Source organism: Massilia arenae, from assembly GCF_008014745.1.
In the GTDB taxonomy this organism is placed as follows: Bacteria; Pseudomonadota; Gammaproteobacteria; order Burkholderiales; family Burkholderiaceae_D; genus Telluria; species Telluria arenae.
In genome coordinates this window covers 63670-86931 of the sequence record NZ_VPFD01000017.1, presented here as the reverse complement: position 1 = coordinate 86931, position 23262 = coordinate 63670, and the positions used below count along the sequence as shown (strand labels likewise).

Genomic DNA, 23262 nt, shown 5'->3' with positions numbered 1-23262 from the left:
TATCGCCGAGCAATAATGCTCTTTATCAAGCAGGGGATCAATGAAAATAAGCAAGCTGGGCGCCGCCGTTTCGTCGGCCGCCGTCGTGATGGGTCTGGCATTCGCGCCGCCGACCATGGCCGCAGCGGGCGCACCCGCGGCCGAGGTGAATACGACCGCGAGCGCTGCCGCGGCCGACGCGCGGTTCAAGGACATCTACACCAAGGAGTGGAAGTGGCGCATCGCCGAGCGCCTGGCGCGCGACGAAGACGCGCCCAACGCGAACCCGGGGTATGCGCGGGTCGACGCCGCGGCCCAGGAAGCGCGTCGCGTCTACTGGGCCGGCATCCTCAAGGAACTCGATGCAATCCAGCCAGCCGCACTCTCGCCCGCCGAGCGCATCAACTTCGCCGTCTACCGCGCCCAGATCGCCTCCCTGCATGACGCCCAGCGCTTCCGCGAATACGAGCAGCCGGTCAACGCCGACACCGCGTTCTGGTCCGACGTTGCCTATGCCGCGCGCCGTCCGCTCAAGAGCGCCGACGAATACCGCAGGTACCTGGCAATGCTCGACGGCCTGCCCGGCTATTTCGACCAGGAGCTGGACAATATGCGCGCCGGCCTGGCGCGCGGCTTCACCCCGCCGAAGGTCACGCTGGCCGGCCGCGAAGGCACCCTGACCTCGGTGACCGGGGCGAAGACGCCGCAGGACGTCGTGTTCTACAACCCGTTCAGGCAGATGCCCGCCTCGATGCCGGCCGCCGAACAGGAAGCGCTGCGCGCGCAGGCGGTGGCTCTCATCCAGGGCAAGATTCAGCCGGCCTACGCCAAGGCGCTGGCCTATTTCCGCGACGAATACGTGCCGAAGGCGCGCACCACGCTGGCGGCCCAGGACATGCCGGGCGGGAAGGCGTACTACCAGTCGAAGATCGTGGAATTCACCACGACCGACATGACGGCCGACCAGATCCACGCGATCGGCCTGGCCGAGATGGCGAAGATCCGCGCCGAGATGCACGACGTCATGAAGCAGGTCGGCTTCAAGGGCGACCTGCAGGCCTTCCTGCATTTCCTGCGCATCGATCCGCAGTTCTATGCCAAGACGCCGCAAGAGCTGCTCAAGAGCGCAGCCTGGACCTCCAAGAAGTTCGACGCCAAGGCCGACCAGTTCTTCGGCCACCTGCCGCGCCGGCGCTTTGCGATCGTGCCGGTGCCGGACGACCAGGCGCCGTTCTGGACGGCGGGCCGCGGCGGCCCGGGCACCTACTGGGTGAACACGTATAACCTGCCGGCCCGGCCTCTCTACAGCCTGCCGGCCCTGACCCTGCACGAGTCGGCGCCGGGCCACGCCTTCCAGATCCCGCTGGCGCAGGAACAGAAAGGCGTGCCGCCGTTCCGCCGCGCCTATATCTCGGCCTACGGCGAAGGCTGGGCGCTGTACACCGAGCGCCTGGGCACCGAGATGGAGATCTACGAGACCCCGTACGAGGTCTTCGGCATGCTCAGCTACCAGGCCTGGCGCGCCTCGCGCCTGGTGGTGGACACGGGCGTGCACGCCAAGGGCTGGACCCGCGAGCAGGCCCAGAACTACCTGCTGCAGAACACCGCCCTGTCGAAACACGAGGTGGAGACCGAAGTCGACCGCTACATTTCGTGGCCGGGCCAGGCGCTGTCGTACTACCTGGGCCAGATGGCGATCCAGGAAGCGCGCGCCCGCGCCGAGAAGGCGCTGGGGTCGAAGTTCGACATCCGCCACTTCCACGACACCGTGCTGCACGTGGGTTCGGTGCCGCTGCCGGTGCTGCAGCAGCGGATCGACCAGTTCATCGCGGATGGCGGACCGAGTCCGTATCCGAAAGAAGGCTGATCGTTCGATGGCAAAGGGGCCGCATTGCGCGGCCCCTTTTTATTTGTCGAACAGCTTGAACTTCAGCTGGAATGAAATGCCCCCATACAGCCGGTCCTTGTAGTTCGGGATGATCCCGACGTTCACGCCGACCCGCTTGTATTCATAGGTCAGGGTCGGGATCGCGCCCGGGAACCAGCCGCCGTCGCGCGTCTTCGGATAGCCGTCGAAGGCGGCGATCGCCAGGCCCACGCGCACCGGGCCAACCGCATACGGCTGCCAGATCACGCCCGCGTAATTCGACCAGGCGCGGTCGCTGTTGTAGAAGCGGCCGGCGGTGGCCGTCATCGTGCCCTTGAAGCGGTATTCGAAGGCCAGTCCCTTGTTGTTGTCGTTCAGGTCCTTGTCGCCGTCGAAGTGGGCGGTGTAGAAGCCGGTGTCGATCCACAGCTCGCTCGTCGGCGAAGGGTCGATCTTGGTGAAGAAGTCAGCGGCGGATGCCGCCGGCGCGGCCAGGCAGGCGCAGACAGCGGCCAGGGAGAAGAAAGCGCGGCTCAATCGTCGGCTCCGGGATCAAGGTGGGGGAACATGACTTCGGTGAAGCCGAAGCGGGAAAAATCGCGGATCCGCATCGGGTACAGGATGCCCAGCAGGTGGTCCACTTCGTGTTGCACCACGCGCGCGTGGAAACCTTCGGCATCAACCACGATGCGCTTGCCGAACTGGTCGAAACCCTCGTAATGCAGGCGCGTGTACCGCGGCACGCTGCCGCGCAAGCCCGGCACCGACAGGCAGCCTTCGAAGCCCTCTTCCATTTCGTCGGACAGCGGCGTGAGCACGGGGTTGATCAAGACCGTCTCGGGCACCGGCGGCGCGTCGGGATAGCGCTGGTTGCTGCCGAAGCCGAAGATCACCAGCTGCAGGTCGACGCCGATCTGCGGCGCGGCCAGGCCGGCGCCGTTGGCGGCATGCATCGTCTCGAACATGTCGGCAATCAGGGCGTGCAGCTCGGGCGTATCGAATTCGGTGACCGGTTGCGCGACCCGCAGCAGGCGCGGATCGCCCATTTTCAGGATCTCGCGCACCGTCATGCCAGGCCCCGTCCTTCGAGCAGGCCCGCCAGAGACGCGCGGAAGCCCTCGGCCGTTTCCGGGTGCTTCAGTCCGATGGCGGCGGTGGCTTGCAGATAGCCCAGCTTGGAGCCGCAGTCGTAGCGCTGGCCGGCGTAGCGGTAGGCCAGCACGCGCTCGTCGCGCATCAGGGCCGCGATGCCGTCGGTGAGCTGGATCTCGCCGCCGGCGCCCTTGCCGATGTTTTCCAGGTAGCCGAAGATCGACGGCGACAGCACGTAGCGGCCGACCACGGCCAGGGTCGACGGGGCGTCCGCCGGCTGGGGCTTTTCGACGATGCCGGATACCAGCTCCAGGTCCTGGCGGTAGGCCGAGGCGCTGACGATGCCGTACTGGCGGGTATGCTCGCGCGGCACGTCCTGCACCGCCAGGATGCTGCTGCGTTCATAGCCATACACGTCGACCATCTGGGCCAGCACCGGCTTCTGGCCGTCGGCGGTGTCCATGAAATCGTCCGCCAACAGCACGGCGAAGGGCTCGTTGCCCACCACCGGCCGTGCGCACAGCACCGCATGGCCCAGGCCCAGCGGCGAGGACTGGCGGATGTAGATGCAGTTGACGTTCTTCGGGATCACGCCGCGCACGGTCTCGAGCAGGGCCTGCTTGCCGGCTGCCTCGAGCTCGGATTCGAGCTCGTAGGCCTTGTCGAAATGGTCTTCGATGGCGCGCTTGTTGCGGCCCGTGATGAAGATCAGTTCAGTGACGCCGGCGGCCACCGCCTCTTCGACCGCGTACTGGATCAGCGGCTTGTCGACGATCGGCAGCATCTCTTTCGGCTGCGCCTTGGTCGCCGGCAGGAAGCGGCTGCCCAGGCCGGCGACGGGGAATACGGCTTTGCGAATCAGGTTCATGCGGTCCAGTATGGATGGTTGTTATTGCATTTTTATGACTGCGCCTGTCACTATCCCAGCTGCGCCAGCAGCGCCAGCAGCGCCGCCTCGTCCAGGATCGTGACGCCCAGCTCTTCGGCCTTGGCCAGCTTGCTGCCCGCTTCTGCGCCGGCCACCACATAGGAAGTCTTCTTCGATACCGAGCCCGATATCTTGCCGCCAGCCTGCTCGATCAGGGCGCCGGCCGCGTCGCGGCTCATGGTCGGCAAGGTGCCGGTCAGCACGAAGGTCTTGCCGGCCAGCGGTCCCTCGGGCGCGGCGGCTGCGGCGGCTTCGGGCAAGGATTCCAGCAGCGAGCGGCGCAGGGCCGCCAGCGACTGCACCCGCTCCCGGTTCTCGCGCACCGCCATCCATTCCTCGAGCGCCATCGCAACCGCTGCCGGCAGGCCGAAGATGCCGAAGTCGGTGCGCACGCCGATGTCTTCCAGCGTCTGGCCGGCGCTCACCACCTGGCGCGCGCGCGGCTCGGTCAGTTTCGGGATGTCGAGCGCGGCCAGCAGCTTGATCTCGTCGAGCTTTTCGCGCAGCTGCGCTTTCGGCGCATGCTCGCCCTTCGGCGCCACACCGGCGTCGAGCAAGGCGTTCAGGGCGATCTGGTTCTTTTCTTCGGCGAAGAATTCGGCGATCGACTCGGCCACCGTGCCGCCGATATCGGGCAACACGCGCAGCAGCGCGGCCGGTGCGCGCCGCACCAGGGCCAGGCTGCCGAGCCAGTCGGCCAGCGTCTTGGCGGTCGATTCGCCCACGTGGCGGATGCCGAGCGCGAACAGCAGGCGCTCGAGCGGCGGCTGCCTGCTGGCGGCAATCGCAGCCAGCAGGTTGTCGGCCCACTTGGTCGCGACCTTGCCCTGCTTGACCGTCTCGGGCGTGGTGCCGTCGCGCTCGTCGGCCAGGCGCTTCATCTTGAGCAGGTCATCGAGACTCAGGCTATACAGGTCGGCCACGCGCGTGACCAGGTTGGCCTCGACCAGGCTGTCGATATAACGGTCGCCCAGGCCTTCGATGTCCATCATGCGGCGGCCGGCGAAGTGGCGGATCGCTTCCTTGCGCTGGGCCGCGCAGGTCAGACCGCCGGAGCAGCGCGCGATCGCCTCATCGGCTTCGCGCACCACGTGCGAGCCGCATACCGGGCATTGCTTCGGCAATTCATAGACCGCCGGTTCCGGGCTCGGGCGGCGCTCCAGCACCACCGCCAGCACCTCGGGGATGACGTCGCCGGCGCGGCGCACGATCACGGTGTCGCCCACGCGCACGTCCTTGCGCCGCACCTCGTCTTCGTTGTGCAGGGTGGCGTTGGTGACGGTGACGCCGCCGACCGAGACCGGCACCAGGCGCGCCACCGGCGTGATGGCGCCGGTGCGGCCGACCTGCACCTCGATCGCCTGGACCGTGGTCAGCGCTTCCTCGGCCGGGAATTTATGGGCCAGCGCGAAGCGCGGCGCGCGCGAGACGAAGCCCAGCGCACGCTGGTCCTCGATGCGGTCGACTTTATAGACCACACCGTCGATCTCGTAGGGCAGCGACTTGCGGCGTTCGCCGACGTCGCGGTAGAACTCGAGCAGGCCGTCACGGCCCGCGACCACCTTGCGTTCCTTCGCCACCGGCAGCCCGAGCTTCTCGAACCAGTCGAGCAGGCCCGAATGGGTGTCGGGCAAGTCGGCGCCGTCCACCTGGCCCACGCCATAGGCGAAGAAGCGCAGCCGGCGTTCATTGGTGATGCGCGCGTCGAGCTGACGCAGGCTGCCTGCGGCGGCGTTGCGCGGATTGGCGAATTCCTTCTGGCCGGCGGCGCGCTGGCGCTCGTTCAGGGCCTCGAAGTCGCGCTTGAACATCAGCACTTCGCCGCGCACCTCGAGCACGGCCGGCACCTCGCTGCCGTGCAGCCGCATCGGGATCACGCGCACGGTGCGGATATTGGCGGTGACGTCCTCGCCGGTGTAGCCGTCGCCGCGGGTCGCCGCCTGCACCAGGCGTCCGTCCTCGTAGCGCAGGCTGATGGCCAGGCCATCGAATTTGAGTTCGGCGTTGTAGACGACCTGGCGCACTTCGAGTCCTTCGCGCGCCTTGCGGTCGAAATTGTCGATGTCGTCGCCCGTGAAGCCGTTGTTCAGCGACAGCATGGGCACCGCATGGGTGACCTGGCCGAATTCCGGGATCGGGGCGTCGCCCACGCGCCGGGTCGGCGAGTCGGGGTCGACGCTTGTCGGGTGCCTGGTCTCCAGCGCCAGCAGCTCGTGGTACAGCTTGTCGTACTCGGCGTCGGGGATCGTCGGCGCGTCCAGCACATGGTAGTTGTAGCTGGCGCGGTTCAGTTCCGCGACCAGCCAGCGCATGCGTTCAATGCTGCGCTGGCCGTCATTCTGTTGCTCTTGCTCGGTCACCGGACTTCCTTAGCTGAACAGGCGCAGCGCGCGGGTCGAGCCGGCCGGAATGTCGGCCGCGTCCATCTCCTGGTAGAACTCGCCCACCTGGCTCTTGATCTCGTCCAGCGCCTCGTCTACCAGCGGCTGGTCGAAATCGTCGACGATGGTCGCGTCCAGGCGCTGCGTCAGGCCGCGCGCCGTATCGACCATGCGGCCGAAAGCGTCGCGTGCGGGGGCGACGCACGGCACGTCCAGCAGCAGGGTCAGGCGCGAGGTGGTATCGGCGCCCAGGGTGACGTTGGTCGACAGCGTGAACAGCACGCCGCCGCCCGTGCTTTCCTTGTCGGGCATCGCGAAGCGGCCGTCAGGACGCACGTCGAAGCCAGCGTTTTCGAGGGCGCCGATCAGGGTCGACATCGCCCATGGCGCGCCATTCGCGGCCAGGTTCACGCCCAGCTGGGCGTCGTGGCCGGCCACGAAGCGGTGCAGGATGCGCGCCTCGGCCATTACCTCGATCATGTCCGGCACTTCCGGCTCGGCCCCGATCTCGTCGGCCACCGCGCGCAGGCGCGTGACCAGCTCGGAGTATTCGAGTTCGTTCAGCGCCGTGGTGCGGGTCGCCATCTGCACGCCCGCCTGCAGCTTGGTGTACACGCCGCCATGCACGATCGGCTCCCATTCGCCGCTGACGGCGAAGCCGATGTAGTGGATCGGCTTGTTGCCGACGCGGCGCAGCGTTTGCAGGGTCGGCAGGATCTTGTCGCCGCGAACAGGCGTTTCCAGCGACAGCGGAATCAGGCAGTCGATCAGCGGATCGACCAGGCATTCGGCCAGTTCGGCCGGGGGCATGCCGGGACGGGTGCCGGGCAGCGAGGCGGCCACCGCATCCTGGGCGGCGCTGGCGCCGGGAGCGCGGTAGGTAGTCGTGGGAGCGCTGGCGGTCGGCGTGACTGGCGCTGATGGCGCTGATGGCGCCGTCGGGACCGGAGCCGGCGCGGCGGCTGGCGTCGGCGCAGGCGTGTCCAGCTGCGGCTCGGGCTTGACGTCGCTGGGCACGAAGGCGTCGGCGTCGAGCACGGGTTCCTTGGCGGCCACCGGCGCATTGTCTTCGAGGCCCGCCTTGAGGTCGGCCTCAAGCACCGGCTCGTGGCGGTCCACGGCCGGGGCCTGCTCGCCGTCGCGCATCAGGACGTCGTCGTGGTCGGAGGCGAAGGCGCGTTCGACGCTCTTCCTGGCCTTGTATTCCTGCCACTTGTTGTAGGTGATGACGCCGACGACGAAGACGCCGCCGGCTGCGATCAGGCTCATTTGGAAATCAGTCATGCTGCGTGTGCCTCAATAGCGAAGTTCGCGCCGGACGCCGGGTCCTGTTGTTGTACGCGAAGGTTGATTCGATCGAAATGCCATCCGTGCGGGCGCTCCCCACGAAAACTCGTGCCATCATACCAACTCCCCCGCCCGGATGCCATGAATTGGCGGCGCGCGCCCGATTTAAGGCTTGCCGCCCTCAGGCCGGCAAGGAGACCACGACCTCGCTGCCCAGGCCCTCCCCCGGGCTCGACGCCCGGACCCGGCCGCCATGCAGGTGCACCAGCTTCTTCACCAGCGCCAGCCCGATGCCCAGGCCGCCCTGCGCGCGGTCGGGCGTGCGCTGCCCCTGGCGGAACAGTTCGAACACGCTGTCGACCAGCTCGGGCGCCATGCCGATGCCGTTGTCGCTCACCGCGATCTCCACCATATTACCGGCACGCGCCAGCGTGACGACGATGCGCCCGCCGGGCGGCGTGTACTTGGCGGCATTCGCCAGCAGGTTGGCCAGCACCTGGACCAGCCGCTTGCGGTCGCCGTGGACCTGGGCCCCGGCGGCGGCATCGACGACCGACAGCGCATGCGATCGCGCCTCGACCAGCGGGCGCGCCTGTTCGATGGCCTCGTCGACCAGCAGGCGCACCGCCACGTCCTCCTGGCTGAGCGAGATCAGGCCACGCGTCACGCGCGACACGTCCAGCAAGTCGTCGATCAGGCCGGTCATGTGGGTCGACTGGCGCGCGATCACGCGGCCGATGTGCTCGACCCGGGCCGGATCGGCCTTGGCCAAGGGCAGCAGCGCCGCCGCGCTGCGGATCGGCGCTAGCGGGTTGCGCAGCTCGTGGCCCAGCATGGCGAGGAACTCGTCCTTGCGCTGGTCGGCCTCGCGCAGCGCGTCCTCGGTCAGCTTGTGCTCATGGATGTCGGTGCAGGTGCCCATCCAGCGCTGTATGCCCCCTTGCGCGTCGCGCACCGGCAAGGCGCGGCCCAGCACCCAGCGGTAGGTGCCACTGTGGTGACGCAGCCGGTATTCGATCTCGTAGGGTTCGCCGGTGTCCAGCGAATGACGCCACCTAGCCCACGCGGCCTCCTGGTCGTCCGGATGGAACATGCCATTCCAGCCCTCGCCGTCGGTCGATCCGGGCGGCACGCCGGTGAAGGCGTACCACTGGTCGTTGTAGTAATCGTGGAAGCCGTCGGGAAGGGTCGACCACACCATCTGCGGCATCGCATTCGTAATGGCGCGAAAGCGCGCCTCGCTCTCGGCCAGCGCGCGCTCGGCGGCGCGCGTGGCCGAGATGTCGATCACCACCCCGAAGCCCTGGCGGCGGTCGGCCAGCAGGTTGCCGGCGCCGACCAGCACCGGGATGCGGCGGCCGTCGCGGTGCAGGAATTCCTTCTCGATCAGCGGCATCACGTCGTGCGCACGCAGGCGCGCGATGCCGGCGTCGTCGGCCTCGCGCCACTCGGGCGGCGTCAGCGCGCGCCAGGACAGGCCGCGGCGACGGTCCTCCTGGTTCAGCCCGAGCATGGAGAGAAACGCGTCATTGCAGTCGAGGATATCGCCGTCGAGGGTATAGCGCACCACGCCGACCGGACTGAGTTCGATCAGCCGCCCCAGTTCGCGCGCCGCCTGGTCGGCCGGCGGCAGCAGCGCGGCCACGCCCAGCACACCGACGATGGCGCCATCGGCTTCGCACACCGGCGACAGGGCCAACTGGATGCGCGTGGGCAGTTCCAGTTCGGTGCTGAACTGGGCCAGGCTGCCGTCGAGGATGCGGGCAGCCAGCTCAGTGGCGCCGGGAAGCAGCGATGCGAGCGGCGCCCAGTTGTCGGGAGATGCGGTCGGAGCGCCTTCGAGCAGCGCCGCGAAGGCCGGATTGGCGGCAATCATGCCGTCGCCGCCGCGTACGATGAACATCGGCGCTGGCGACGCGCGGATCAGCCGCAAGCCCTGCTTCAGTGCCGATGGGATGGGGGCGGATCGCGGTGGTATGGAGTGGTCGGTCATTGCAAGCATTCGTGCGGCGGCCCGGGGAGTACGGACCCGCTCAGGCGGCGGCCAGGTCGGCGGCCGACTCCATGTCCACCGCGACGATGCGCGAGACGCCCTGCTCCTGCATCGTCACCCCGATCAGCTGGCTGGCCATCTCCATCGCGATCTTGTTGTGCGAGATGAACAGGAACTGGGTGTGCTCGGACATGCGCTTGACCATGCGGCAGAAGCGTTCGGTATTGGCGTCGTCCAGCGGCGCGTCGACCTCGTCCAGCAGGCAGAATGGCGCCGGATTCAGGCGGAACATCGAGAACACCAGCGCGGTCGCGGTCAGCGCCTTCTCGCCGCCCGACAGCAGGTGGATGGTGGCGTTCTTCTTGCCCGGCGGCTGGGCCATGACCTGCACGCCCGCGTCCAGGATCTCGTCGCCCGTCATCACCAGCCTGGCATTGCCGCCGCCAAACAGGATCGGGAACAGTTCCGAGAAATGGCCGTTGACGCGGTCGAAGGTGTCCTGCAGCAGGTCGCGGGTCTCGCGGTCGATGCGGCCGATCGCGTCTTCGAGGGTGTTGATGGCCTCGTTCAGGTCGGCGTTCTGCGAGTCCAGGAAGCGCTTGCGTTCGGTGGCCTGGGCCAGCTCGTCGACCGCCGCCAGGTTGACCGCGCCCAGGCCGCTGATGGCATTCGTCAGCCGCGTGACTTCGGCCTGCAGGTACTGGGGCTTGAGCTCGGGGTCGAGTTTTTCGGCCAGCGCCGCTTCGTCGGCGCCGGTGGCGGCCAGCGCCTCGGCGAACTGCTCCTGGTTCAGGCGCGCGGCCTGCTCCTTCAACTGCATCTCGGTGATGCGGTCGCGCTGCGGCTGCAGGCTGCGCTCGGACCCCATGCGTGCTTCTTCCGCCGCGCGCAGCTGCTGGGCGACCTGGTCCAGCTCGTGGCGGGCGTCGGACAGCGCCACTTCCTGCGTCGTGCGGCGGTCGAGCAACTCTTGCAAGCCCTCGTGCGCGGTGCCGCTTTCCAGTGCCTCGAGCTCCAGGCGGGCCTGGGCCAGGCTGGCGCCGACCTGCTCGGCCTGGGCGGCGGCGGTCGCCATCGTGCGGCGCAATTCCTCGATCCGGCTGCGCTGGGCACGTTCGGCGAACTGTGCTTCCTGCGCGCTGCGTTCCAGCTCGCGCAGGTGGTCACGCGCGCGGCCCAGCGCCTGCTCCTGTTCCAGGAAGGCGGTCTGGCCGTCTTCGTGCGCTTCCTGCAGCTCGGCCAGTTCCAGGTCGAGCTGCTCGAATTCCTGTTCGCTCTCGGCCTGGGCCTGGCGTTGCTCGGCTTCCTGGGCTGCGATCTCGGACAGGTCGTCAGCGATCTGGCCGCTGCGCTGATTGAAGCGGGCCTCGATCTCGCTCTGCTTGAGCACTTCGATCTGCAGCGCATGCCCCTCGCGCTGCAAGGTGGCCACGCGCCCGCGCGCATCCTGCAGCCGGCGCGCCAGGTCGGTGACGGCGGCGTCGGCGCGGACCCCGCGCGCGCGCGCCTCGTCGGCCAGCAAGGCCTGGGCCTTGAGCTGCTTAGCCGTGTTCTCGATCTCGTGCTGGCGCGCCAGCATGCCGTCCTGCTCGGCGTCCGGCGCGTGGAAGCGCACGCTGGAACGGGTCACCATGTGGCCATCGCGAGTGACGAAGGCGGCGCCCTGCGGCAGGCGCGCGCGCTCGGCGAAGGCCTGGGGCGCATCGACGGCCACGTAGACACCGTGCAGCCAGTCCTCCAAGACGCCGCGCACGCCGGCGTCGTTCACGCGCAGCAGGCTGGCGAACGGCTTCAAGCCGTCAGGCGCCGCCGCGTGGCCGCCCGCCTGCGGCGCATACAGCGCCAGGCGGGCCGGCGGCGCGTCAAGCACGAAGGCCTTGGCCCAGTCGATATTCGATACCTCCAGCGCGCCGGAGCGCTCGCGCAGCACGGCTTCGAGCGCGGTCTCCCAACCCTCTTCCACGTCCAGCTTTTGCCACAGGCGGGGCAAGCCGGCCAGTTCGTGCCTTTCGAGCCAGGGCTGGACCTTGCCCTGCGTCTGCACACGCTCCTGCATCTGGCGCAGCGCATTCAGGCGCGCTTCCAGCTGGGCGTTGGCCGTGGTCTCCGACTGCACCTGCGCGTGCGCCTCCTTGCGTTCGAGTTCGACCGCCTCCTGGCGGCCGGTCGCGTCGTCGAGCAGCATGGTCTGCTCTTCCAACGCAAGCTGCTTTTCTTCCAGCTGCAAGCGCAGGTTGTCGAGGGTCGCGCTGTCGGGCAGGTTGAGGCCATTCCTCTCCTGCTGCAGGCGTTCGCGGCGCGCCGCCAGGTTGTTCAGGATGCCGGCGGCGTTGCGGCCGTGGGCCGAGGCCAGTTCGATGCGCTGCTGGACCTGCATGATGCGCGCGCGCGAGGCGGTCGCACTTTCCTGGCCGGCGCGCCAGGCCGCTTCCAGTTCGGGCAGGCGCTCGTGGTGGACCTCGACCGCGATCTGGGCGCCTTCGGCACGCGCGGCCAGTTCTTCCAGCTGCATCTCGGCTTCCTCTTGGCCCTCGCGCTGTTCCTGTTCCTGCGCCAGCCATTGGTCGCGCTGGGCGGTGAGCGTGACGATCTGGTTCTGCAGGCGGGTGCGCGACTCGACCACGAACTTGATCTGCGCCTCCAGGCTGCCGATCTCGGAATTGATCTGATACAGGGCGCCCTGGGCCGTGTGCAGGCGGTCGCCGGCCGCGAAGTGGGCCTGGCGCAGGTGTTCGAGGTCGACTTCGACGCTGCGCAACTTGGCGGTCTGCGCTTCCAGCGCGGTCTGCGCTTCTTCCATCTCGCGGAAGAATTTGACTTGTTCGGCCTTGGCCTCGTTCTTGCGCATCAGCCAGAGCAGCTTCTGCTTTTCTTCCTGGTCGGCCTGCAGCTGGTGGAAGCGGTTGGCCACCGCAGCCTGGGCTTCCAGCTTTTCGAGGTTGGCATTCAGCTCGCGCAGGATGTCCTCGACCCGCAGCAGGTTCTCGCGCGTGTCCGACAGGCGGTTCTCGGTCTCGCGGCGCCGTTCCTTGTACTTCGAGACGCCGGCCGCTTCTTCGAGAAAGACCCGCAGCTCTTCCGGGCGCGATTCGATGATGCGCGCGATCATGCCCTGGCCGATGATGGCGTAGGCGCGCGGACCGAGTCCGGTGCCGAGGAAGATGTCCTGGATGTCGCGCCGGCGCACCGGCTGGCCGTTGATGTAATAGGTGGACGTGCCGTCGCGCGTGAGCGTGCGCTTGACCGCGATCTCGGCGTACTGGCCCCACTGGCCGGCGGCCTTGCCGGCGCTGTTATCGAACACCAGTTCGACCGAGGCGCGGCCAGCACTCTTGCGATGGGTGGAGCCGTTGAAGATCACGTCCTGCATCGACTCGCCGCGCAGCTCGGAGGCTTTCGATTCGCCCAGCACCCAGCGCACCGCGTCGATAATATTGGATTTGCCGCAGCCGTTGGGACCGACCACGCCGACCAGCTGGCCCGGCACCTGGAAATTGGTGGGATCGACGAACGACTTAAATCCCGACAATTTGATGGAAGAGAGGCGCACGTGGATCGGCTATGACGGTAGAGGTAAAGCGCGCATCATACCATTGCCGGCATGGGCTTGACCGCCGCGCTCAGGATGCGGCCGACCACGCCCTCGGCCGCCACCACGCGCATCGCGCCATCGCGCAGCAGCTCGGCCAGGCGCGCGGCCGGCAGCGAAAAAGCTTCCTGGCGCCCGGCGCCCGAGAAGATGTACAGCGTGCGCAGCGGGCTGACCCAGGCCAGGCGCACCCGGCGCACGATGTGCGCCTCGTTCAGTTCGAGGCGCATGCCGCGCTCCAGGCCGGCCAGCGCGGCGGCGGCCGGATCGCTTGCCGCGGCCTGCGCTTGCTCGGCCTGGAGTCGGGCGTGCTCGCGCTCTTCTTCCTGTTCCTGAGCGACCCTGCGCAGCGCGTCCTGCTGCGCCGCCTCGAGCGCCAGTTCGAGCTGGCGCTCGGGCAGGAGCTCGATCGGCGCGCGCACGATCGAGGCGTGGCATTCGGCCAGCGCGGCGAAGAACTGCAGGCGTTCGGCATCCTGCCAGCGGGTGGCGTCGAGCCAGTTGTTCAGGCTTGCCAGCAGCGCCGGCAGGCGCGCGATCAGGGCCTTCCTCTGCTCCTGGGTCGCCTTCGGCTTGACGCTCCAGATCAGGTCTTCCATCGTGCGCGTGGCATTGTCGACGGCGCCGGGACGGCTGTCCTCGATCGTGTAGGCCAGCGCCAGCGCAGCGCTCCAGCGGCCTTCGAGAAAACCGGAAACGGCCGGGATCAACTGCTCTCCGGTGAGGCGCAGCGCCACCGCGCGCCGGGCCGAGCGTTCGGCGGCGGCACGCTTTTCAGTGCGCATGGCCTGGGCGATGGGCGCCGCCATGGCCGCCTCTTCGATGTGGTCGCGCGCGGCCAGGCCAGCTTCGAGGTCGGCCACGGCCACATCGAACTCGGGATCGACCTGGCTGCGCACGCGCTCGACGCTGCGGCGCATGGCGCGGTAGACCGGATCGTCCGCGTCCAGCGGGCGTTCCCAGCCGGCTTGCGACAGCAGGTCGAGCAGGCGCCGCGCCGGATGGGCCTCCTGGAAGAAGAAGCTGCGGTCGCGCAGCGCGGTGCGCAATACCGGCAGCTGCAGGTGGCCGATCAGTTCGCGCGTCTCGGGGGCGACGCCATCGTCCTGCAGCACGCTGCCGAATACGCGCGACAGCAGGTCGAGCGTGGTTTCGTCGGCGCGCGACAGGGCGCCCTGCGGCAGGCTGGCGCGCAGGCCTGGCAGGACCAGGACGCCGGGGGCGGCGTCCGGGGCGGCGACGCCGACGCGCGAAAGCAGCTCAATCAGAGGCTGCGCGGACGACGCCGGCAATGCGGCGCTGCCGGCGCCACCCGACGCGTAGACCGTGGTTGGATGGGCGGCGGGGCCCGCGGTGGCGCCCGCCGCAGGCTCAGGCGACGTCGGCGGCGCCACTGCGAAGCCAGATGCCGTGCTCGGACGCCAACCGCCGCTGCCCTGCGGCAGGTTCGGGATCTCGTCGACAGCCAGGGCCGGGTCGAACAACTGGCGCAGCTGCTGGGCCAGCGCGGCGTCGCGCCGGGCACGCTCGGCCTGGCGCGATGCGCGGTCGTCGGTCTTGCTGAAGCGGGTGTCGGCATTGTCGCCCTTGCGCGACTTGAGCTTCCCGACCAGGGCCTCGTACAGCGGCCCCAGGTCGAACATCAGCCCCGGTCGCAGCAGCGGCGCCACCAGGCCGTGGGCATCGGGATCGGGTTCGAACTGGCGCCAGGCCGCGTCCACGGCGGCCAGGAAGACGTCGGGGCGGAAGGGGTTGTGCGCGGCGCGCACCAGGTCGCGCCCGAGCAGCAGGCCGAGGCGCACGCCCAGCGTGGCCAGGCACTCGGAATGCTGCAGGTCGAAGGGCCGGCTGACGGCGCCCAGCGCCATCTGCTGGTCGATTTGCTCCAGCGGAACCAGGCTCAGTTCGGCCGCGGTGGCTGGGGCAGCCGCTGGCGCATCCGCAGCATGCGGCAGCAGGCGCGCGACTTCCCGGCGCAGCGCCGCTTCGATCTCGCTCGTCGCCAGGTGGGTGAATGCGTAACCGTTGTCCTTGAGGAGGTTGCCCGACTTGACGCGCCGCATGACGGTGGCAGGGTCGAGCCCGGCTGCGGTCAGGTCGAGCAACGCGGACACCATGCGCCGCGCCATGTCCGCCAGACCGGACTCGGCATGGCTGCACGCGATGTCGACCAGCTCGGCCAGCGCCGCCTGCTGGGCGGATGCGGCCTTGCGCGCGGCAGAGGTCTGGGCGGATGGGGTGGCCATGACGGTTCGGCGAAGTGAGGCAAGCCCCTATTCTGCCATATTCTTACCTCTCAGCAATGACCAAACACATCCGGACGGGGGCGCCGCCGGCCGCCGGCGGACGATCCCGATTCAGATATTGCGCAGGATGGCGCCCTTGGGCGGCGCGAAGTCCAGCACCTCGTGGATCATCTTGGCCTGCTTGGCATCGCGCGCCGTCATATGCAGGTCGCCGTACTGGTGCACGCTCCACTGCTCGGGCGCGAGTTCGATTTCCTTGCGCAGGATGGCCTCGGTGCGGGCATCGTCGGCGCGCAGGCCTTCGACGATGATGTTGAGCGCATCCGGCCGCGAACCGGGGGACGCGGTCGCATGCGACTTGTGAATCATGAAGCGCGCGGTCTCGCTGGCGTAGCGTCGCGAGCCGGCCAGGTAGAGCACCACGGCGATCGAGGCCACCGCTCCGGCGTTATACATCACAAACTTGATCGGCGAGCTGGCCATGAAGTTATACAGGCACAAGCCGTCGCTGACGTAGCCGCCATTCGACTGCAGCAGCACGTGGGCGGTATCGATCCCATCCTCGGTCATCGCCGCCACCGCCTCGAACATCCGGTGCACCATATCGCTGTTGACGTCGCCCGACAGCGTGAACCAACCCTCTTTCTCCTGCAACGTTTTTTCTTCGCTCATAGTCTTTTCCCGCCTACAAAGTAAGTGGAACAAGTGTAGCAAATCACGACAACCACCCCGAATGCCCTGCCCCAATAGTGCGCAGCAATTCTTTCCAACAATTCCGCAGCAAAACTCTGCAATTAGGGTCAGAGTAGACTTATTGTGCAATTAGGGTCAGAGTAGACTTATTGTGCAATTAGGGTCAGAGTAGACTTATTGGGCAATTCCTCAAAGTTGTCAAACAATTCGACTCTGACCCTAATTAAATTTTGGCGGTTTAGCGCTACCAAAATCGCCGTTTGATTCTCAGAGTCAAACAGTTTTCCAGACGTACGCTTTTTGTTTCCCCAGCAGTCAGAAAATAATTAGGGTCAGAGTAGAATTAATGAGCAACTTCGAAAGTTGTCAAAGAATTCGACTCTGACCCTCATTGTTGGGTAAGGGGGTGGGGGCAATATGTGGGGGCTTGTGTGGTTGACAGGGGTGGCGGGGTGGCATATCCTCCGCAGTCTTGATCGGGAGAGCGCAGCGACGCTGCCGCCGAAGGGGCACTCACCCATAAACTCTCAGGCAAAAGGACCGGTCAAGGGACGGCGGCGCATGGCGCGGCCGGTCAACTCTGGAGAGCGGCCGCGATGCGGCCCACCGAAGGGGCAAGCGGCGCCAGCCGCTATCTCTCAGGTACCAAGGACAGAGGGGTCGATAGCGCACGACGATCGTGCCGACACCCTATTCATGCCCGAGGATTCCATGACGCTCAAAGCGACCCCGCTCAATTCCGCTCACCGTGCCCTTGGCGCCAAGATGGTCGATTTCGGCGGCTGGGATATGCCTGTCAATTACGGTTCGCAAATCGAAGAGCACAATGCGGTGCGCAGCGACGCCGGGATGTTCGATGTGTCCCATATGTGCGTCGTGGACGTCAAGGGCGCCAACACCCGCGCCTTCCTGCGCGGCCTGCTGGCCAATAACGTCGACAAGCTGCAGGCGCCGGGCAAGGCCCTGTACTCGTGCATGCTCAATCCCGAAGGCGGCGTCATCGACGACCTGATCGTCTATTTTCTGTCCGAGGACTGGTTCCGCATCGTTGTCAACGCCGGCACCGCCGACAAGGACGTGGCCTGGATGAACGCGCAGAATGCCGCCACCAATAGCGGCGTGAGCATCACCCAGCGCCGCGACGGCAACGACCCGATCGCCCTCATCGCCGTCCAGGGTCCGAACGCCCGCGCCAAGGTGTGGCAGGTGCTGCCGACCACCCAGGCATCGACCGAGAACCTCAAGCCCTTCAACGCCGCCATCGTCGGCGATACCGCTTTCGGCGAAGCCATGGTCGCCCGCACCGGCTACACCGGCGAAGACGGCTTCGAGATCGGCGTGCCCGCGTCCCAGGCCGAAGCCCTGTGGAATGCCCTGCTCGCCGCCGGCGTCAAGCCGGCCGGCCTCGGCGCGCGCGATACCCTGCGCCTGGAAGCCGGCATGAACCTGTACGGCCAGGACATGGACGAAACGACCAACCCGCTCGACGCCGGCCTGGCCTGGACCATCGACCTGGTCTCCGAGCGCGACTTCATCGGCAAGGCCGCGCTGCAGGCCAAGGGCCAGGGCGCCCAGTTCGTCGGCCTGATCCTGCGCGAAAAAGGCGGCATCCTGCGCGCCCACCAGAAAGTCGTGGCGGCATCGGGCAACGAGGGCGAGATCACCAGCGGCACCTTCAGCCCGTCCATGCAGCAGGCGATCGCCCTGGCGCGCGTGCCGATGGACGTCGCCGTCGGCGACACCGTGCACGTGATCATTCGCGACAAGCGCCTGGCCGCCAGCGTGGTCAAGCTCCCGTTCGTGCGCAACGGCAAAGTGCTGGCCGCTTGAATCGCCGCCGCGCAATAACAAACACGTATACTAATAACCCCACCATCATCAGGAGTTTTTATGAACATCCCTACCGACCTGAAGTACACCGAATCCCATGAATGGGTGCGCCGCGAAGAAGACGGCAGCCTGACCGTGGGCATCACCGAATACGCGCAGGACGCGCTGGGCGACATCGTGTTCGTCGAACTGCCGCAGGTCGGCAAGGCATTCACCGCGGGCGACGACGCCGCCGTGGTGGAATCGGTCAAGGCCGCCAGCGACATCTATGCACCGGTCTCGGGCACCGTCACCGCCGTCAACCAGCCGGTCGCCGACGCCCCCGACTCGATCAACCAGGATGCCTACGGCGCCTGGCTGTTCAAGCTGGCCCCGAGCGACGCCGCCGCCTACGACAAGCTGCTCGACGCCGACGCCTACGGCAAGACCACCGACCACTGATGGTCCAAGGTGCGCCCGTCCCCGGGCGCACCACCCTGAGTACCCCTCCTTGATCCAGCCAGCATTGGCGCCAGACCTCTTCTTACCATGACCCGCTCCAGCCTCACCCAACTTGAAGCACGCGATTCGTTCATCCCGCGCCACATCGGCCCGTCCGAATCCGAACAGGCAGCCATGCTGTCGACCCTCGGCTACGCTACCCGCGCCGCCCTGATCGACGCCGTGGTCCCGGCCAACATCCGCCGCAAGGACAAGCTGGACCTGGGCCAGTTCGCCGAACCGCGGACCGAAGAAGAAGCGCTGGCGCTGCTCAAAGGCCTGGCCTCGAAGAACAAGGTCCTGAAATCGCTGATCGGCCAGGGCTACTACGGCACCCATACGCCGAAAGTCATCCTGCGCAATATCTTCGAAAACCCGGCCTGGTACACCGCCTACACCCCTTACCAGCCAGAGATCTCGCAGGGCCGCCTGGAAGCCATCCTGAACTTCCAGCAGGCGATCACCGACCTGACCGGCATGGGCATCGCCAATTCGTCGATGCTCGACGAAGGTACCGCCGCCGCCGAGGCGATGACGCTGATCCAGCGCGTCGGCAAGTCGGCCTCGAAAGTGTTCTACGTGGCCGACGACGTGCTGCCGCAGACCCGCGAGATCATCGAGACCCGCGCCGAACCGATCGGCGTCGAAGTACGCACCATCGCCCCGGCCGACATCGAAAAACTCGAAGAGACCTGCTTCGGCGTGCTGCTGCAATATCCGGGCGTCGATGGCGAAGTGCGCGACTACCGCGCCGCCGTCGAGCACCTGCACGCCGCCGGTGCGATGGTGATCGTGGCCGCCGACCTGCTGGCCCTGACCGTCTTGAGCCCGCCAGGCGAATGGGGCGCCGACGTCGTGGTCGGCAACAGTCAGCGCTTCGGCGTGCCGCTCGGTTTCGGCGGCCCGCACGCCGGCTACCTGGCCACCCGCGACGAATTCAAGCGCAGCATGTCGGGCCGCCTGGTCGGCGTCACCGTCGATGCACAAGGCAACCCGGCCTACCGCCTGGCGCTGCAGACCCGCGAACAGCACATCCGCCGCGAAAAAGCGACCTCCAACATCTGCACCGCGCAAGTGCTGCTGGCCGTGATGGCCGGCATGTACGCGGTCTACCACGGCCCGCAAGGCCTGGCCCGCATCGCGCGCCGCGTGCACCGCCAGACCACCATCCTGGCCGCCGGCCTGCAGCAGCTGGGCTTCGAGCTGGCCAACAAGACCTTCTTCGACACCGTCACCGTGCGCGTGCAGGATGCGGCCGCGATCCACCAGCAAGCCAATGCGCGCGGCCTGAACCTGCGCCAGATCGACGCCACCACCGTCGGCGTCTCGCTCGACGAGACCGTCACCCGCGACGACCTGGCCAGCCTGTTCGCCGTGTTCGGCAACGGCAAAAGCGTTGACCTGGACCAGCTGGACGCCGGCGTCGCCGACGCCTTCCCGGCCGCCCTGGCCCGCACCAGCGCCTACCTGACCCACCCGACCTTCAACCGCTACCACGCCGAGCACGAGATGCTGCGCTACCTGCGCGCGCTGGCCGACAAGGACCTGGCGCTGGACCGCACCATGATCCCGCTCGGCTCGTGCACCATGAAGCTCAACGCCACCGCCGAGATGGTGCCGGTCACCTGGCCGGAGTTCTCGAACGTGCACCCGCTGGCGCCGAACGAGCAGACCATCGGCTACCGCGAGATGATCGCCCAGCTGGAAGCCATGCTGTGCGCCGCCACCGGCTACGCCGCCATCTCGTTGCAGCCGAACGCCGGCTCGCAGGGCGAGTACGCGGGCCTCTTGGTGATCCAGAAATACCATGAAGCGCGCGGCGAAGGCCACCGCAATGTGTGCCTGATCCCATCGTCGGCCCACGGCACCAACCCGGCCTCGGCCAGCATGGTCGGCATGAAGGTTGTCGTCACCGCCTGCGACGACAACGGCAACGTCGACCTGGCCGACCTGAAGGCCAAGGCCGAGCAGTACAGCCGCGACCTGGCCTGCGTGATGGTCACCTATCCGTCGACCCACGGCGTGTTCGAGGAAGGCATCAAGGAACTGTGCGAGATCGTGCACGCCCACGGCGGCCAGGTCTACGTCGACGGCGCCAATATGAACGCGCTGGTCGGCCTGGCCGCGCCGGGCGCGTTCGGCGGCGACGTCAGCCACCTGAACCTGCACAAGACCTTCTGCATCCCGCACGGCGGCGGCGGCCCAGGCGTCGGCCCGATCGGCGTCGGCGCCCACCTGGCGAAGTTCCTGCCGAACCAGCTGTCGACCGGCTATGTTCGTGACGAGAACGGCATCGGCGCCGTCAGCGCCGCCGCCTTCGGCTCGGCCTCGATCCTGCCGATTTCGTGGATGTATATCGCGATGATGGGCGCCGAAGGCCTGACCAGCGCCACCGAAGTGGCGATCCTCAACGCCAACTACATCGCGCGCCGCCTGGCCCCGCACTATCCGGTGCTGTACGCCGGCCACGACGGTCTGGTCGCGCACGAGTGCATCATCGACCTGCGTCCGCTGCAGGACCAGACCGGCATCAGCAACGAAGACGTCGCCAAGCGCCTGATGGACTTCGGCTTCCACGCCCCGACCATGAGCTTCCCGGTGCCGGGCACCTTGATGATCGAGCCGACCGAGTCGGAATCGAAGGCCGAGATCGACCGCTTCATCGAGGCGATGATCACCATCCACGCCGAGATCGTCAAGGTCGAGCGCGGCGAGTACGACCGCATGGACAACCCGCTCAAGGGCGCGCCGCACACCGCCGAAGTCGTCACCGCCGACGACTGGCAGCACGGCTACACCCGTGAAGTGGCGGCCTTCCCGGTCGCCGGCCTGCGCAAGAAGAAGTACTGGCCGCCGGTCGGCCGCGCCGACAATGTGTACGGCGATCGCAACCTGTTCTGCGGCTGCGCGCCGATCAGCGATTACGAGTAATCGCAACGGGTAATCACTTGCGGCTCGATGCGAGCCGCAAGTGCGACGCCTGTTGACGGCGGCGTTCCCTGCCAGCCCCCCGGCGTTCGCGCGCCGGCTCTCCGGGCTTCGACGGGGCGACGCCGCCGTCGTCTTTCCGGCCCGCGTTTTCCGCTTGCGGGGCCGCCTCCCGCGTCCCTTCTTCTTCCAGCCTGAACCCCGCCACCGTGCGTGACAGCGCCAGCGCCTGCATCTGCAGGGTGCGCGCCGCGCTCGCCGCTTCTTCCACCAGCGTGCAGTTCTGGCACGTCACCTGGTCCATCTGCACGATCGCCTGGCCCACGTCGGCCAGCTGCGTGGCCTGGCCTTCGCCGGCCGCGCCGATGCGCCCGGCCAGGTCTTCCACCTCCCGCACCGTGCCGGCGATGCGCTCCATGCTGCTGCCGGCGCGCAGGGCCCAGGCCGCGCCGCCGTCGATCTCGGCCAGCGACTGCGCCGCCACGGTGCGGATCTCGCGGCTGGCGGCAGCTACCCGGCGCGCCAGCGCCCGCACCTCGCCGGCCACCGCGGCCATCGCCGGCGACTGCGCGCCAGCATCCGGTCCGACATCCATTTGTGCCCGTGCCGCATCCAGCGCCGCGTTCAGGGCCAGCGTGCCGGTCTCGCTCGCCGCAAGATCCAGCCCGTCGGCGATCTCGACCACCCGTTGCGCGCCGCGGCGGCTGCCCTCGAGCGTCGCCACCAGCCGATCGACCACGTCGCTGCCTTCGTGCGCCGCCTCGCCGGCGCCGGCGGCCAGGCGGTTGGCGGCGCGCGCCTGGTCGGCGCCCAGCTGGACGTCGGCCGCCAGCTCGCGCAGCGCGCCTTCGGTATGGGCCAGCGCGCTGGCGCGGAACACGGCGCGGCTGCCCAGGCTCAGGCTGCCGAGCTTGATGTCGCGCGAGGCGATGCCGATCAGGCGCGCCGATTCCAGGATCGAGCGCAGGGTGCCGTTCAGGTTGCGGATGCTGGCATCGAGCTGGCGCGATGTGTCGGCGATCTCGTCGCCGCCGTAATCGTGGTCGAGATGCGCTCGCAATGTCAGGTCGCCGCTGGCCAGGCCGCTGGCGGCCCGCCCGATGCCGCGGATCTCGTCCAGCAGGATGCGGCGCACGGCGAAGGTGATCGCCAGCGACAGCCCGATCGCCAGCAGCACCACAGCCGGCATCAGGACCGAGATCATGCGAAAGTCGGCCTTGGCGCTGGCGGACGCTTCGCGCGACAGCGCTTCTTCGAGCGCCCCCAGGTCGGCCAGGCGCTGCGCCACCAGCGCGAACGCACTCTCGGCCTTCTGCATGGCGTTGGCGCTGATCGAGCCGTCCAGTGGCGCCAGCTCGATCACCTCGCGCACCGCCCCGGCGTAGCGCAACTGGGCCGCCGCGGCCTGCTCCACGTGGCGGTCCTCGGCTTCGGTCAGGGTCATCTTGCCCAGGGACTCCAGGCCGGCCGCGATGCGCCGGTGCTGGGCCAGGATGTCCTGGCGCAGCGGCTCGGTGCGCGCCACCGGGAAGCTGCCTCCCATCCAGCTCAGCAGGCGATAGATGTCGGCGTGCGCCTTCTGCGACTGCGCGGCCAGGCTGCTGGCGGCGCGCATGCTGGTCGCGCGCTGGCCGACGATCGACTCGAGCGAATCGTTCTGGCGCACCATCGCGTAATACGCCACCCACGACAGCAACAGCAGCAGGATCAGGACGGCGCCGGGGGCGAGCAGGAGCTTGGGGCCGACTTTCAGCCGGGACAGCAGGCGGGACAGCGTGGAGAACCCGGGAACGCGGTCGGCGGGCGGCGTGGTCATGGCGTCCTCTCGTCGTAGTGCATTATTTCCTCAGTGCATACAGCAATGTACGCTGCCGACGAGCGCCGCACTTGTTGCGGCGCAAGGCCCATGTCCGCAGGCGGCGACTTGCCGCGAAGGGGAGTTTTGGGCAAGAATCCGTCCAACAAATAA

Annotated in this window: 14 protein-coding genes and 2 riboswitches; of the genes, 4 read left to right on the top strand and 10 right to left on the bottom strand. The window is 67.8% G+C overall.

What is annotated here, in order from left to right; all coding sequences use genetic code 11:
* The first annotated feature begins 40 nt into the window (after positions 1-40).
* A complete protein-coding gene (locus FVD38_RS16530) occupies positions 41-1846 on the top strand; it encodes a DUF885 domain-containing protein (RefSeq protein WP_147935826.1) in 1806 nt (601 codons plus the stop codon).
* A 39-nt stretch (positions 1847-1885) separates the two neighbouring features.
* Here FVD38_RS16530 and FVD38_RS16525 read toward each other — a convergent pair whose 3' ends face one another.
* The 9 genes from FVD38_RS16525 to FVD38_RS16485 form a co-directional block, all read right to left on the bottom strand.
* Positions 1886-2383: a hypothetical protein gene (locus tag FVD38_RS16525; protein ID WP_147935825.1), complete on the bottom strand. Its 498-nt coding sequence runs from the start codon at positions 2381-2383 to the stop codon at positions 1886-1888.
* Positions 2380-2916 carry a peptide deformylase gene (def, locus tag FVD38_RS16520; protein WP_147935824.1) on the bottom strand — a complete coding sequence of 179 codons (537 nt, stop codon included), beginning with the start codon at positions 2914-2916 and terminating at the stop codon, positions 2380-2382. The genes FVD38_RS16525 and def overlap by 4 nt, the downstream gene beginning before the upstream one ends.
* The gene (galU, locus tag FVD38_RS16515; protein ID WP_123071167.1) at positions 2913-3806 is read right to left on the bottom strand and encodes a UTP--glucose-1-phosphate uridylyltransferase GalU; all 894 of its coding nucleotides are present in this window, start codon (positions 3804-3806) and stop codon (positions 2913-2915) included. The genes def and galU overlap by 4 nt, the downstream gene beginning before the upstream one ends.
* A gap of 50 nt (positions 3807-3856) precedes the next feature.
* Entirely contained in the window at positions 3857-6226 is a 2370-nt protein-coding gene (ligA, locus tag FVD38_RS16510; protein ID WP_370660644.1) for an NAD-dependent DNA ligase LigA, read from the bottom strand.
* Positions 6227-6235: 9 nt separating this feature from the next.
* On the bottom strand, positions 6236-7531 hold the full coding sequence (locus tag FVD38_RS16505; protein ID WP_147935823.1) for a cell division protein ZipA C-terminal FtsZ-binding domain-containing protein: 1296 nt from the start codon (positions 7529-7531) through the stop codon (positions 6236-6238).
* Positions 7532-7715: 184 nt separating this feature from the next.
* Positions 7716-9467, bottom strand: coding sequence for a sensor histidine kinase (locus tag FVD38_RS16500; RefSeq protein ID WP_229493725.1), 1752 nt, complete (start codon positions 9465-9467; stop codon positions 7716-7718).
* A gap of 100 nt (positions 9468-9567) precedes the next feature.
* Complete coding sequence (gene smc, locus FVD38_RS16495) at positions 9568-13077, bottom strand: chromosome segregation protein SMC (protein WP_147935821.1); 3510 nt, start codon at positions 13075-13077, stop codon at positions 9568-9570.
* Positions 13078-13112: 35 nt separating this feature from the next.
* Entirely contained in the window at positions 13113-15362 is a 2250-nt protein-coding gene (locus FVD38_RS16490; RefSeq protein ID WP_147935820.1) for a DUF1631 family protein, read from the bottom strand.
* 111 nt (positions 15363-15473) lie between these two features.
* The gene (locus FVD38_RS16485; RefSeq protein WP_123072069.1) at positions 15474-16034 is read right to left on the bottom strand and encodes an ATP-dependent Clp protease proteolytic subunit; all 561 of its coding nucleotides are present in this window, start codon (positions 16032-16034) and stop codon (positions 15474-15476) included.
* Positions 16035-16522: 488 nt separating this feature from the next.
* A riboswitch (glycine riboswitch) is annotated at positions 16523-16608 on the top strand.
* 17 nt (positions 16609-16625) lie between these two features.
* Positions 16626-16720: riboswitch (glycine riboswitch) on the top strand.
* A 46-nt stretch (positions 16721-16766) separates the two neighbouring features.
* On the opposite strand from FVD38_RS16485, the gene gcvT reads away from it, so the two are divergent.
* From gcvT to gcvP, 3 genes are all read left to right on the top strand, one after another.
* The gene (gene gcvT, locus FVD38_RS16480) at positions 16767-17885 is read left to right on the top strand and encodes a glycine cleavage system aminomethyltransferase GcvT (RefSeq protein WP_147935819.1); all 1119 of its coding nucleotides are present in this window, start codon (positions 16767-16769) and stop codon (positions 17883-17885) included.
* A gap of 60 nt (positions 17886-17945) precedes the next feature.
* The gene (gcvH, locus tag FVD38_RS16475) at positions 17946-18326 is read left to right on the top strand and encodes a glycine cleavage system protein GcvH (RefSeq protein WP_147935818.1); all 381 of its coding nucleotides are present in this window, start codon (positions 17946-17948) and stop codon (positions 18324-18326) included.
* Between the two features lie 87 nt (positions 18327-18413).
* Positions 18414-21296 (top strand): aminomethyl-transferring glycine dehydrogenase, encoded by a 2883-nt coding sequence (gene gcvP, locus FVD38_RS16470; protein ID WP_147935817.1) that lies wholly within the window; start codon positions 18414-18416, stop codon positions 21294-21296.
* A 13-nt stretch (positions 21297-21309) separates the two neighbouring features.
* On the opposite strand, the gene FVD38_RS16465 is transcribed toward gcvP, so the two are convergent.
* Positions 21310-23109, bottom strand: coding sequence for a methyl-accepting chemotaxis protein (locus FVD38_RS16465; RefSeq protein WP_229493723.1), 1800 nt, complete (start codon positions 23107-23109; stop codon positions 21310-21312).
* Between the last annotated feature and the right edge of the window lie 153 nt (positions 23110-23262).